Consider the following 12,125-nt stretch of genomic DNA (forward strand, 5'->3'; position numbering starts at 1 on the left):
ATTGTCAGTGGCGGGGTGGAGACTCTGTGATGTCGGACACATTCCATCCTGGAGGCGACGTGCCATGAACGACGTATTGCTCGCAGTGGGCACCCAGAAGGGTCTCTTCCTCGGCCGCAGGAACAGCGCCGGGGAGTGGGGCTTCGGCGGCCCGCACTTCCCGATGCAGGCGGTGTACTCCATCGGGATCGACACGCGCCGCGATACGCCCAGACTGCTGGTGGGGGCGGACAGCTCGCACTGGGGGCCGTCGGTGTTCCGCTCCGACGACCTGGGGGCGAACTGGCACGAACCCGCCCGGCCCGCCGTGAAGTTCCCCGAGGACACCGGCACCTCGCTGGAGCGCGTGTGGCAGCTGCATCCGGCCGGACCCGCCGCACCGGACGTGGTGTACGCGGGTACCCAGCCGGGCGCGCTGTTCCGCTCGGAGGACGGCGGTGAGAGCTTCGCGTTCGTCCGCAGCCTGTGGGAGCACCCGCAACGGGCGGAGTGGAACGCCGGGTTCGGCGGCCAGGCCGTGCACACCGTGGTGACCGACCCCCGCAACGCCGACGCGGTGACCGTCGCGGTGTCCACCGGCGGGGTCTACCGCTCGCTGGACGGCGGGGCGAGCTGGACACCGTCCAACACCGGGGTGCAGTGCACCTTCCAGCCCGAGCGGTTCCCGGAGTTCGGCCAGTGCGTGCACAAGATCGCGCAGGACGCCGAGGACCCGGACCGGCTGTATCTGCAGAACCACGGCGGGGTCTACCGCAGTGACGACGCGGGGGCGAAGTGGTCGGAGATCGGCGCCGGCCTGCCCGCCGACTTCGGCTTCACCATCGCCACCCATCCGCGCCGCGGCGGTGTCGCCTATGTCTTCCCGATCACCGCGGACGCCCACCGGCTGCCGCCGGACCTGCGCTGCCGGGTCTTCAGGACCGAGGACGCCGGGGGGACCTGGGCGCCGCTCTCCCAGGGGCTGCCGCAGGAGCCGCACTACGGCGCCGTCCTGCGGGACGCGCTGTACCTGGACGACGCGGATCCGGCCGGGGTGTACTTCGGCAACCGCAACGGCGAGGTGTACGCGAGCGCGGACGAGGGCGACAGCTGGCAGCTCGCCGTCTCCCATCTCCCCGACGTGCTGTGCGTGCGTGCGGCCGTCATCGACTGAGCCACTAGAGTGACGGATCGTGACAGCGCGACCGTTGAACGAAATCGTCGAGGCCGGCTGGGCGAAGGCCCTCGAGCCGGTCGCCGGGCAGATCGGCGCGATGGGAGATTTCCTGCGCGCCGAGATCGCCCAGGGCCGCACCTACCTTCCGTCCGGGCCGAATGTGCTGCGCGCGTTCCAGCAGCCGTTCGACGAGGTGCGGGTGCTGATCGTGGGTCAGGACCCGTACCCCACGCCCGGCCACGCGGTGGGGCTGAGCTTCTCGGTGGCTCCGGAGGTGCGCCCGCTGCCCGGCAGCCTGGAGAACATCTACCGGGAGCTCGGCACCGACCTCGGCGTTCCCCGGCCGGCCACCGGGGACCTGACGCCGTGGACGCGGCAGGGCGTGCTGCTGCTCAACAGGGCGCTCACCACGGCGCCCCGCAAGCCCGCGGCCCACCGGGGCAAGGGCTGGGAAGAGGTCACCGAACAGGCGATCCGGGCGCTGGTGGCGCGCGGCACCCCGCTGGTGTCGATCCTCTGGGGGCGCGACGCCCGCAATCTGCGTCCGCTGCTCGGCGACCTGCCGGCGCTCGAAGCGGCGCACCCGTCACCCATGTCCGCGGACCGCGGCTTCTTCGGCTCCCGGCCGTTCAGCCGGGCCAACGCCCTGTTGACAGGACTCGGGGCCAATCCCGTGGACTGGCGCCTGCCCTGACGGAGCCGGACTGTACGCTGCCCGGGTGACGACGCATTCGAATACTCCTGCGGGCTGGTACGCGGACCCGCAAGGCACCCCTGACCTGCTCCGCTACTGGGACGGATCCCAGTGGACCGAGCACACGAACACCGGCCGGCCGGGCCAGGTGCCCCAGCAGCAGACGAGCAACGCCTGGGAGCTGAACGTCGACGGCGGCCACGACCCGTCGAAGGTGCAGCGCCAGGTGCAGCACCAGGCAGGTGTCGCGCCGGCCGGCGGTGGCGGCGGCACGCTGTTCAACGAGCCGATCCTGGTCGTGAACCAGAAGGCCAAGCTGATCGAGCTGAACAACGAGTACAGCGTGTTCGACCAGCAGGGCCGCTCGCTCGGTTCGGTGAGCCAGGTCGGCCAGAGCACGGCCCGCAAGGTGCTGCGCTTCGTCTCCAGCGTCGACCAGTTCCTCTCGGTCAAGCTGGAGGTGCGGGACGCCCACGGGCAGCCGCAGCTGCTGCTCACCCGCCCGGCGAAGTTCATCAAGTCCAAGGTGATCGTGCAGCGCCCGGACGGCCAGACGCTCGGCGAGATCGTCCAGCAGAACGCCATCGGCAAGATCAACTTCTCGTTCGAGGTCAACGGCCAGAAGATCGGCGCCATCAAGGCCGAGAACTGGCGCGCCTGGAACTTCGCGATCGTCGACCACACCGACACCGAGGTCGCCCGCATCACCAAGACGTGGGAGGGCCTGGCCAAGACCATGTTCACCACGGCGGACAACTACGTGCTGCAGATCCACCGGCAGCTCTCCGAGCCACTGCTGAGCATGGTGGTCGCCTCCGCACTCACGGTGGACACCGCGCTCAAGCAGGACTCCCGCGGGCTCGGCTGACCCGATGGCCGGTTCCGGCGGCTGGGTCCTCGGTGTGGACTCCGGCGGCTCCGGGGTGCGGGTGTCCCTTGCCCGTGCCGACGGCACCGCCAGGTCCGCGACCGTCTCCTCCAAGCGGCCCGCCGTGGTCGCCGACCGGGGGATCGACGCCGACAGCCTGCTCGACGAAGTGCTCCCCGCCGCGCGGGAACTGATGCGGGCGGCGGGCGCGGAGACGCTGATCGCGGCCGCGGTCGGCGCCGCCGGCATGGCCACCCTCGGCGACGATCTGCGCGCCGTACTGCCCGGGGCGCTGCGCGAGGCCTTCGGCGTGCGCGCGCTCGCCCTCGCCGCGGACGCGGTGACCGCGTACGCGGGCGCCCTCGGCATGCGCCCCGGCGTCGTGGTCGCGGCGGGCACCGGCATGATCGCCCTCGGCACCGGACTCGACGACTCCGGCTGGCGCCGTGCCGACGGCTGGGGCCATCTGCTCGGCGACTCCGGCGGCGGCGCCTGGATCGGCCGCGCGGGGCTGGACGCCGCGCTGCGCGCCCACGACGGGCGGGCGGGGGGCTCTACCGCGCTCCTGGAGCGTGCGGAAGCGCTCTTCGGCCCGGTCGACTGCCTGCCGGGGCAGCTGTACCCGCGGCCCGACCGGCCGGCCGTACTCGCCTCGTTCGCCCCGGCGGTGGCCCGCTGCGCGGCCGCCGATCCGGTGGCGGCGGACATCCTGCGGCAGGCAGCCCGGCACATCCTGGAGACGGCCGCCGCCGTACGTCCGATCACCGCCACCGCCAACGGCTCGTGCCGCACGGCGCTGACCGGCGGTCTGTTCAAGATGGGCGAGCCGCTGCTCGGCCCGCTGCGTGAGCTGGCGCCCGAGGTGTTCCCCGCGGCGGAGTTCGTGCCCGCCGACGGAGATCCGCTGCTCGGCGCCCTGCGCATCGCGGGCGCGCTCGCCTCGGGCACGCTGTCGCTGCCGGAGGACCCCGCCCTGCTGCACGTCCCGATGCACGTGCATCGGGACAGCCAAATGTGACCGAACGTGAAGGAAATTCGGACGGAACGGGACAGGTCCCCCCTAGGACGTACCCACCCGAACACCCGCGCACCACGAGGCATTAACATGCGACGCCATGAGCACTGCCACTGGCCCCGCACCCGGCCTCCCCGTTCGAATGCCGCGTCCCCGCCAGCCGGGACGCCACCGCCGACCGGAGCCCCTGGCCGCGCCCGAGGGCGCGCCGGTGCTGGTTCTCGCTGTTCCCGGCACCCCGACCCCCGCCGTTCGCAGTCTGGCGGAAGAGGTCATGAGCATCGCCCGTTCCGAGCTGTCGGGCCTGGACCCGCGGATCGGCTACCTCGAAGGGGACGACGCCGAGTTCCCCGCGCTGGAGGCCGTGCTCACGCAGGCCGCCTCCGAGCGCCCTGACGGCTCCCCCGCCGCCGTCGTGGTCCCGCTGCTGGCCGGGCCCGACGCGTCGGTGGTCCGCCGGATCCGCCAGGCGGTGACCGACAGCCGCTGCGGCGCCGAGGTGACCGACGTACTCGGCCCGCACCCGCTGCTCGCCGAGGCGCTGCACGTGCGCCTCTCCGAGGCCGGTCTGGCCCGCGCGGACCGCGCCCGGCTGTTCACCGTCGCGACGGCCGCCGACGGCATCATCCTGGCCACCGTGGGCGGCGAGGAGGCCGTACAGGCGGCCGGTGTCACCGGTCTGCTGCTCGCGGCCCGGCTCGCGGTTCCGGTGCTGGCCGCCGCGCTGGACGTGGACGGGTCGATCGCCCGCGCCGCCGAGCAGCTGCGGTCCTCCGGTTCCACCAACCTCGCCCTCGCACCGTGCCTGATCGGTCCCGAGGTCGCCGCCCAGCTGCTGCACTCCGCCGCCGAGGAGGCGGGCTGCTCCGGCGCCGACGCGCTCGGCCCCTACCCGGCGGTGGGCAAGCTCGTGGTCGCCCAGTACACGACCGCGCTCGGTATCGCCCCGCAGGGCGCCCCGGTGCACTGACGTTCCACCAAGAGTGCGGGCGACGCGTTCAGCGCCGCCCGCACTGCTGTGTCCGCTGTCCCTGTGCCGGGTTCAGCGCGGCAGGACGCCAATCAGCGCGGCACCACGCCGTTCAGCGCAGCAGCACGCAAGAGGCGGCCGGCACGTCGACCGAGCCGGCCTGCTTGGGGATGCCGGTCTCCTGGTCGATGTCGAACCAGGTCACGTCGCCGGACCGCTCGTTGGACGCGTACAGCCGGCGGCCGGACGGGTCGGCGGTGAGGTGGCGCGGCCAGTCCCCGCCGCAGGGCACGGTCTCCAGCAGCTCCATCCGGTCCCCCGACTCGTCGAGGGAGAGCACCGCGATGCTGTTGTGGCCGCGGTTGGCCGCCCAGGCGAACCGGCCGTCGGGCGAGACGACCAGTTCCGACGGGTAGTTGGGGTTCTCCGGGCCCGCCGCGCCCTCGGGCAGTACCGACACCTCGGTCACCGGCCGCAGCGATCCGGCCGCCGCGTCCCACCTGCAGACGGTGACGACGGACCGCAGCTCGTTCATGACGTACGCCCGGTCACCGCGCGGGTGGAAGGTCATATGGCGCGGTCCGGCCCCGGAGCGCAGCCCGAGCTCCCGCTCGATCTCCAGCTCGCCGGTGGCCGTGTCGAGCTCGCACACCCGCACCGAGTCGGTGCCGAGGTCGACGCTGAGCAACCAGCGACCCGAGGGGTCCGGCAGGACCATATGGGCGTGCGGGCCCCTCTGGCGCTTCTGGTGCGGCCCGTCGCCCTCGTGCTCCAGCACGCTGCGCACCGCGCCGAGCCCGCCGCCGGCCGCGTCGAGGGCCAGCACGCTGACGCTGCCCGACGAGTAGTTGGCGGTGACCAGGTGCCCCCCGTGCAGGCACAGGTGGGTGGGCGCGCTGCCGCGTACGGGCACGGTGCCGCCCAGCTGGCGCGGCGCGGCGGGATCCGCCAGCGAGAAGGCCGCGGCGCCGCCCTCGGACGTCTCGCTGACCGTGTACAGCACCTCACGGTCGGCGGAGAGCGCCAGGAAGGACGGGTCCGCCACCTCCGCCGCCGACCCCAGCACGGTGAGCGCACCGGTCCCGGGGTCGACGGCGGCCGTGGTGAGGCCGCGTCCGCCCGCCGACGTGAATGATCCGATGTATGCGTGCGCGGCCACCACTGCTCCTGTCGCTCCTGCTACGTGTGCTGCGGCGACATTAGTGCGCGGCGCGGCCGGCCGCACGGGCGGGGCTACACGGACACCGATCCCGGACACGTTCCCTGACCCGTTCGGGGCTCCGTGCGGGGTGCGGCGGAGCGGTGCACATAGGCCGGGGTGCGGTCGCCCGTTTCGTAGTAGCGGTGGAACACCTCGGTGGCCGAGCCGGAGATCGGCGGCACGATCCACGACCAGTCGGCCGGCACGCTGCGCCCCTTGCGCTCCTCACGGTCGACGTGGGTGAGGAAGCGGCGGGACTCGGTGTGGTGGTCGGTCACGGTGGCGCCGGCCCGGTCGAAGGAGTGCAGGACGGCCCGGTTGAGTTCGACCAGCGCGCGGTCCTTCCACAGCGACCGGTCGCTGCTGGTGTCCAGGCCCAACCGCCGGGCGAACCGCGGCAGCAGGTCGTAGCGGTCGGTGTCGGCGAGGTTGCGGGCCCCGATCTCGGTGCCCATGTACCAGCCGTTGAACGGCGCGGCCGGATAGCGGATCCCGCCGATCTCCAGGCTCATGTCGGAGATCGCCGGGACGGCGTGCCAGCGCAGGCCCCATTCGGCGAGCCACTCCAGTTCCGGGTGGACGATCGGCACCTCGAACAGCGCGTCGGCCGGAAGGGTGAACCAGCGCGGCTGTTCGCCGCGGCCCTGGACGATCAGCGGCAGGACGTCGAACGCGGTGCCCGGTCCGCGCGGCCAGCCCAGCCGCTCGGCCGCTTCGGTGATGCCGGTGTTGCGCGGATCCCCCGTCACCCCGCCGTCCGCGCCCCGGTAGCCGGCGTACCTGATCAGCTGTTCGTTGTGGATCCGCGGTCCCGGCAGGCCGGGTGCGTCGGGGGCGAAGACGGTGATGACCGGCCGGATCCGTCCGCCGTTGGCCGCCGCGCGCAGATGGGCGGCCGCCTCCTCGGCGATGCCGGCGGCGTCGGAGATCCGGCGGCGGTCGCGGATGTGCAGGGAGTTCCAGTACAGCCGCCCTATGCAGCGGTTGTTGTTGCGCCAGGCGACCCGGGCGCCGAAGACCAGTTCCTGTCTCGTGTGCCGGTAGGTGCCGGTCGCGTCGATCTCGGCCCGCACCCGCGTCAGACGGGCGGCGAGGGCGTCGGGGTCGGCCTCCTCACGGTGCAGCTGCCGCAGGAACTCCCTGGCCAGCGGCCAGACCTCGGCCTGCGCTTCCCGCTGCTCCGGTCCCACCGGGCGGGGCGCCGGACGCCCGACCGGCACTTCCGCCCCCACCGTCCGCTCCTGATGCGCCCTGACGTCGGTCCGTCGCAGAAAGTTCAGCACGCCGCGCACTCCCCAAGATGTTCGGCTCCCGGGCCGCATCCCGCTGCGGCCCGCGGAATTCCGATGCGCAAGGTCCTACCCGTGGAGCGGCTGATCCATCCTGTTCGTGGCCGATGCACATGCCTCAGACATGGTCCGCGTGTCCACGTCGCAGCTCAGGCGGCCAAAGGGGCGCGCGGAGTCGCGCGCAGGGGTGCGACCAGTTCGGTGAGCGCCCCCTCCAGTGCGTGCAGGTGCGCCAGCGCGTGCTCCGCGTGCGGGTGTTCGGCGGCCTCCGCGACCACGGTGAGCTGCGCCGGGACGTGCGGCGCACCGGGCGCCACGAGCCGGTGGACGGCCTCCTCGACGCGGCGGCAGGCCGCGAGCAGCCGCTCGTCGTGCCCCGCGTCCGGGTCGGCCACCACGGCGGCGAGGCCGCGTACCCGGTCCGCGCACTCGTCGAGCAGCGCGAGCACCTGGCGCGCCCGCGCCCGGCGGGCCCGCAGCGGGCTGAACGGGTGGACGAGCGGGGCGACGGTGGTCCTGACCCTGCCGAGTACGAGGTCGAGCTCCTTCGCGCGCTGCGCGAGGTCCTCGCCGGGGCCGCCGGCCAGGTGGTGCGCGGCTTGGGTGGTGAAGTCGCGCACGCCGTGCAGCGCGCGCTGGATCCAGGCGTCGGTGGCGGAGTGCGTGCTGATCGGCAGGACCACGACCACGGCCAGTGCCGCGCCGAGCGCCCCGACGGCGGTCTCCTCCAGCCGCAGCCACAGCAGACCCGGGTGAAGGATGCCCAGCAGCCCGTAGAGCGAGCCCGCCATGACGGTCACGAAGAACATCATCCAGCTGTACGACACGGGCGCGGTGTAGAAGATCCCGAAGACGCAGATCCCGACCAGCAGGGCGGTCGGCGCCCCCGCGCCGTGCAGCGGCAGGGCCAGCGCGAGACCGGCGGCGATGCCCGTCACGGTGCCGAGCACCCGGCGGAAGCCGCGGACCAGCGTCTCGCCGCGGTGGGCGGTGTTGACGAAGATCCACCACGCGGTGCCGACCGCCCAGTACCAGCGGTCCTCGGAGAGCGCCTGGCCGAGCGCGAGGGCGCAGCCGGACGCGGCGGCGGCCTGGAAGGCCTGGCGGGTGGTGATCCTGCGCAGTCCGCGCGCCTGCGGCAGCGCGACGACGGGCGGCGGGGTGGCCCGGCGCTCGTAGCACCAGAGGCCGAAGCGGACCAGCGCGGCGGAGCCGAGGCCCAGGCCGACGGCGCCGCACAGTTCGGGGAGCGCGGCCGGGACGGCGTGCAGGAACTGGGAGATGAAGAACATCATGAACGCGAACACGCCGAGCGCGTGGCCGCGCGGCCCCCAGCGGCGGGCGTAGACGCCGGCGAAGACCACGGCCAGGAAGACCGCGTCACGGGCGTACGGGACCGTGTGCAGGCACGCGGCGACCGCGAGGACCGGGAGCCCGACGACGGGCATCAGGGCGGTGGTGACCGCCTGCTGGCCGACCCGGGCGTCCCCGACGACGAACAGCGCCAGCAGCGCGGCGAGCCCGCCGCCCGCCACGGCGGGCATCGGCAGCCCCGCCAGCAGGGCGGAGGTGACCGCCAGCGCGATGCCCAGGACCGCGCGGGACGCGGTGCGCAGCCGCGCGAGTCCCGGGTCCGGAGCGATGAACATCCTCTTCACGTCGGTGGTCCCCGCCCCTTGTTCAGCTTGTTCGGCATCGTTCGATCTGCGGACATGGCAAAGGCGTTGCGGAGGACCGCAACGCCATCGTCACGCCAAGGAAAGCATCACCAGGGGCAATGGCTCAAACGAGCCAGCCGAAGGTGAGCCATTGGTACAGTGATGAGTCCCGATGATCGACCAGAAGGAGACCAGTGGCCCATGGCCGTCGACGCGCTGGACGCCCGCATCCTGCGGCTGATGCTGGAACAGCCGCGCACCAGCGTGCGTGAGTACGCCCGCGTCCTGGGCGTGGCCCGCGGCACGCTCCAGGCCCGGATCGACCGGCTGGAGCGCGACGGCGTGATCACCGGCTTCGGCCCGCGGCTGTCGCCCGCCGCGCTCGGCCACCCGGTGCTCGCCTTCGTGCACATCGAGGTGACCCAGGGGCACCTGGACGATGTCGGTGACGCGCTGGCCGCGGTGCCCGAGATCATCGAGGCGGTCTCGGTCACCGGCGGCGGCGATCTGCTGACCCGCGTCGTCGCGCGCGACAACGCGCATCTCGAGGACGTCGTCCAGCGGCTGATCAGCACCCCGGGCGTGGTCCGCACCCGGACCGAGGTGGCGCTGCGCGAGCGCGTGCCGCACCGGGTGCTGCCGCTGGTCGAGGCGGTGGGGCGGAGCGCCGAGGGGCCGGGGCGGAGCGGAGCGGACCGGGCACCGTGATCGCCCGGTCGGCATGCTGGGGACCATGACCCTCCCCGCGGTGATCTTCGACCTGGACGGCACGCTGGTGGACAGCGAGCCCAACTACTACGAGGCCGGCCGCCGGCTGCTGGCCGCGCACGGGGTCACGGACTTCGGCTGGGAGCAGCACGCGCGCTACATCGGCATCAGTACGAAGGAGACGCTGGAGGCGCTGAGCGCCGAGTACGGTCTGTCGGCGCCGGTGGAGGAGCTGCTGGACGGCAAGAACCGGCTCTATCTGCGCCTGGCGGCCACCGCGACCGCGGTCTTCCCGCGGATGCGCGAGTTCGTGGAGCTACTGCACGCGGCCGGGCATCCGATGGCGGTGGCCTCCGGATCCTCCCGCGCGGCCAGCGAGCCGAGGTCCAGACGTCACCATCCCTGACGAAGATCGGGTCGGGGTCGACGGTCACCTCCGGATAACCGCTCGGCCAGTTCGGCGCGGCTGTTCCAGTGCGTGACGGCGCGCCGGCCGTCCAGCAGCCCGGCCGCGGCGAGCAGGAAGGCACCGCTGCAGACGGAGGCGACCCGGTCGGAACGCCGGGCGGCCGCGGCGAACCACCCGGCGAACTCCGCGTCCCGGGCCGCCCGCCGGATACCGGGGCCGCCGACGGCGACCAGGGTGCCGATCGGCCCCTCGCACTCGTCGAATGTCAGCGACGGGGGGACGGCGAGCCCGCCGCTGGACCCGACCGGCCCGGGGCGGCCGCGACGGCGTCGATCCGTTAGCCGGGCCCGGCCTGGCTGTGCCGTCCGGCCTGCGAGAACACCTCGTGCGGCCCGGTCAGACCGAGGATCTGGAAGTCCGGGGCGACGAAGACGATGCGGTGGTCGTTCACCGGTTCATCGTCACCGCCCCGGATGGTGGCGGCAAGGACAGGGTTATGACGATTCCCGTCACCCCGAGCCGCGGGGCTGCGCCGGACGAGCCGGACGGCGGGAGACGGCCGGACTACGCGCCGCTCGCGTCCAGCATGTCCTCACGCTCGACGATCTTCACGCGTTCGCGGCCCTGCGGCTCGCCCAGCGCCCGCTCCGCGGCGTCCAGCCGGTGCCAGCCCTCCCACGTGGTGAAGCGAACGCTCCGCTCGCCGAGGAACGCCTCCACGTCCTCCGGGGCGGGCGAGGCGGGGGTGTGCAGCCGGCCGTTCGCGAAGTCGTCCAGCAGGCTGGCGACCGTCTCGTTGGCGTCGCCCTTGGTGTGGCCGATCAGCCCCACGGGGCCGCGCCGGATCCAGCCGGTGACGTAGGTCGACCGCAGGTGCTCGCCGGTCTCCTCGATCACCCGGCCGCCCTGGTCGGGGACCGTGCCCGACGCGACGTCCCAGGGCAGCTTGGGCAGCTCGTCGGACAGGTACCCCACCGCGCGGTAGACCGCGCTGACGTCCCAGTCCTTGAAGGTGCCGGTGCCCTTGACGTTGCCGGTGCCGTCCAGGGCGGTGCGCTCGGTGCGCAGCCCGACGACCTGGCCGTCCTCGCCGAGGATCTCGGCGGGCGACTCGAAGAAGTGCAGGAACAGCTTGTGCGGGCGGTCACCGACGTCGCGGATGGCCCAGTTCTCCAGGGTCTTGGCGACCATGTCGGCCTGCTTGTTGCCACGCCGGGTCGCGATCGAGCCGTCGTCGTAGTCGATGTCCTCGGGGTCGACGATGACCTCGATGTTCGGGGAGTGGTCCAGCTCCCGCAGCTCCATCGGACTGAACTTCGCCTGCGCCGGGCCACGGCGGCCGAAGACATGGACCTCCAGGGCCTTGTTGGCCCGGAGACCCTCATGGACGTTCGGCGGGATCTCGGTCGGCAGCAGTTCGTCCGCCGTCTTGGCCAGGATGCGCGCCACGTCGAGCGCGACGTTGCCGACCCCGAGGACCGCGACCTTCTCCGCCGTGAGCGGCCAGGTCCGCGGCACGTCCGGGTGCCCGTCGTACCAGGAGACGAAGTCCGCCGCGCCGTACGAACCGTCGAGGTCGCTGCCGGCTATGTCGAGCGCCCGGTCGGCCGTCGCCCCGGTGGAGAAGATCACCGCGTCGTAGAAGGTGCGCAGATCGTCCAGGCTGATGTCACCCGGGTAGTCCACGTTGCCGAAGAGCCGCACCTGCGGCTTGTCGAGCACCTGGTGCAGGGCCGTGACGATGCCCTTGATCCGCGGGTGGTCGGGGGCGACGCCGTAGCGGATCAGACCGAACGGGGCCGGCATCCGCTCGAAGAGGTCGATGGACACACCGGGCTCGACGGCCGCCGGGGATTTCAGCAGCGCGTCGGCGGCATAGATCCCGGCGGGGCCGGCTCCGACAATTGCTACCCGCACAGGGCGAAGCATGATCAGGTTCCCTTCGAGCGGTAACAGGCGGACTCGCCGGGAAGCCTAAACTAAGGCAAACCTAAGTTAGTAGCCGGGTCAGACCTATGACCTCATAAGGCAGCCTTATGGGATCCCATAGACAGGGCTTGTGTCAGCAGGTGGAGCTGCCGGGGCCGCCGCCGGCCCGCAGATGCGCGCAACGTGAGCGCTCCCGCTCGGCCCAGGAAGGACAGCCGCACCTGGCGC

Annotated in this window: 11 protein-coding genes and 1 pseudogene; 7 read left to right on the top strand and 5 right to left on the bottom strand. The window is 72.8% G+C overall.

The genetic code is table 11. The features are described 5' to 3' along the window. Positions 1 to 64: 64 nt before the first annotated feature. The 5 genes from C8250_RS10105 to C8250_RS10125 all read left to right on the top strand — a co-directional run bounded on the left by C8250_RS10105 (position 65) and on the right by C8250_RS10125 (position 4,703). On the top strand, positions 65 to 1,153 hold the full coding sequence (locus tag C8250_RS10105) for a sialidase family protein (protein WP_138353897.1): 1,089 nt from the start codon (positions 65 to 67) through the stop codon (positions 1,151 to 1,153). A 19-nt stretch (positions 1,154 to 1,172) separates the two neighbouring features. Then, a complete protein-coding gene (locus C8250_RS10110; protein ID WP_138353898.1) occupies positions 1,173 to 1,850 on the top strand; it encodes a uracil-DNA glycosylase in 678 nt (225 codons plus the stop codon). 25 nt (positions 1,851 to 1,875) lie between these two features. Then, the gene (locus C8250_RS10115; RefSeq protein ID WP_138353899.1) at positions 1,876 to 2,718 is read left to right on the top strand and encodes a phospholipid scramblase-related protein; all 843 of its coding nucleotides are present in this window, start codon (positions 1,876 to 1,878) and stop codon (positions 2,716 to 2,718) included. A 4-nt stretch (positions 2,719 to 2,722) separates the two neighbouring features. After that, positions 2,723 to 3,736 (top strand): BadF/BadG/BcrA/BcrD ATPase family protein, encoded by a 1,014-nt coding sequence (locus tag C8250_RS10120; protein WP_138353900.1) that lies wholly within the window; start codon positions 2,723 to 2,725, stop codon positions 3,734 to 3,736. A gap of 97 nt (positions 3,737 to 3,833) precedes the next feature. Beyond that, positions 3,834 to 4,703 carry a hypothetical protein gene (locus C8250_RS10125; protein WP_138353901.1) on the top strand — a complete coding sequence of 290 codons (870 nt, stop codon included), beginning with the start codon at positions 3,834 to 3,836 and terminating at the stop codon, positions 4,701 to 4,703. Positions 4,704 to 4,815: 112 nt separating this feature from the next. Here the strand turns inward: C8250_RS10125 and C8250_RS10130 are convergent, their stop codons facing one another. From C8250_RS10130 to C8250_RS10140, 3 genes are all read right to left on the bottom strand, one after another. Beyond that, positions 4,816 to 5,862: a lactonase family protein gene (locus C8250_RS10130; protein WP_138353902.1), complete on the bottom strand. Its 1,047-nt coding sequence runs from the start codon at positions 5,860 to 5,862 to the stop codon at positions 4,816 to 4,818. A 74-nt stretch (positions 5,863 to 5,936) separates the two neighbouring features. Next, positions 5,937 to 7,094, bottom strand: coding sequence for a nitric oxide synthase oxygenase (locus C8250_RS10135; RefSeq protein ID WP_244809803.1), 1,158 nt, complete (start codon positions 7,092 to 7,094; stop codon positions 5,937 to 5,939). A gap of 248 nt (positions 7,095 to 7,342) precedes the next feature. After that, a complete protein-coding gene (locus tag C8250_RS10140) occupies positions 7,343 to 8,842 on the bottom strand; it encodes an FUSC family protein (protein WP_138353930.1) in 1,500 nt (499 codons plus the stop codon). Positions 8,843 to 9,052: 210 nt separating this feature from the next. Between C8250_RS10140 and C8250_RS10145 the strand changes: the two genes are divergently transcribed. Continuing rightward, entirely contained in the window at positions 9,053 to 9,559 is a 507-nt protein-coding gene (locus tag C8250_RS10145) for an Lrp/AsnC family transcriptional regulator (protein ID WP_138353904.1), read from the top strand. Between the two features lie 25 nt (positions 9,560 to 9,584). Further along, positions 9,585 to 9,932: pseudogene (locus C8250_RS10150) on the top strand (HAD hydrolase-like protein); the annotation flags it as partial. 20 nt (positions 9,933 to 9,952) lie between these two features. Here the strand turns inward: C8250_RS10150 and C8250_RS10155 are convergent. Both C8250_RS10155 and C8250_RS10160 read right to left on the bottom strand, forming a co-directional pair. After that, positions 9,953 to 10,237, bottom strand: a complete 285-nt coding sequence (locus C8250_RS10155) for a DJ-1/PfpI family protein (protein ID WP_244809804.1) — start codon at positions 10,235 to 10,237, stop codon at positions 9,953 to 9,955. A gap of 295 nt (positions 10,238 to 10,532) precedes the next feature. Then, the gene (locus C8250_RS10160) at positions 10,533 to 11,897 is read right to left on the bottom strand and encodes an FAD-dependent oxidoreductase (protein ID WP_138353905.1); all 1,365 of its coding nucleotides are present in this window, start codon (positions 11,895 to 11,897) and stop codon (positions 10,533 to 10,535) included. Positions 11,898 to 12,125 lie beyond the last annotated feature (228 nt).

The sequence above is a fragment of the Streptomyces sp. So13.3 genome, from assembly GCF_005860785.2.
In the GTDB taxonomy this organism is placed as follows: Bacteria; Actinomycetota; Actinomycetes; order Streptomycetales; family Streptomycetaceae; genus Actinacidiphila; species Actinacidiphila fildesensis.

Bases quoted from the DNA above. Each gene is read 5' to 3' on its own strand.
- C8250_RS10105 (WP_138353897.1), top strand. From the start codon at position 65: ATGAACGACGTATTGCTCGCAGTGGGCACCCAGAAGGGTCTCTTCCTC.
- C8250_RS10160 (WP_138353905.1), bottom strand. From the start codon at position 11,897: ATGCTTCGCCCTGTGCGGGTAGCAATTGTCGGAGCCGGCCCCGCCGGG.
- C8250_RS10140 (WP_138353930.1), bottom strand. From the start codon at position 8,842: ATGTTCATCGCTCCGGACCCGGGACTCGCGCGGCTGCGCACCGCGTCC.
- C8250_RS10145 (WP_138353904.1), top strand. From the start codon at position 9,053: ATGGCCGTCGACGCGCTGGACGCCCGCATCCTGCGGCTGATGCTGGAA.
- C8250_RS10120 (WP_138353900.1), top strand. From the start codon at position 2,723: ATGGCCGGTTCCGGCGGCTGGGTCCTCGGTGTGGACTCCGGCGGCTCC.
- C8250_RS10125 (WP_138353901.1), top strand. From the start codon at position 3,834: ATGAGCACTGCCACTGGCCCCGCACCCGGCCTCCCCGTTCGAATGCCG.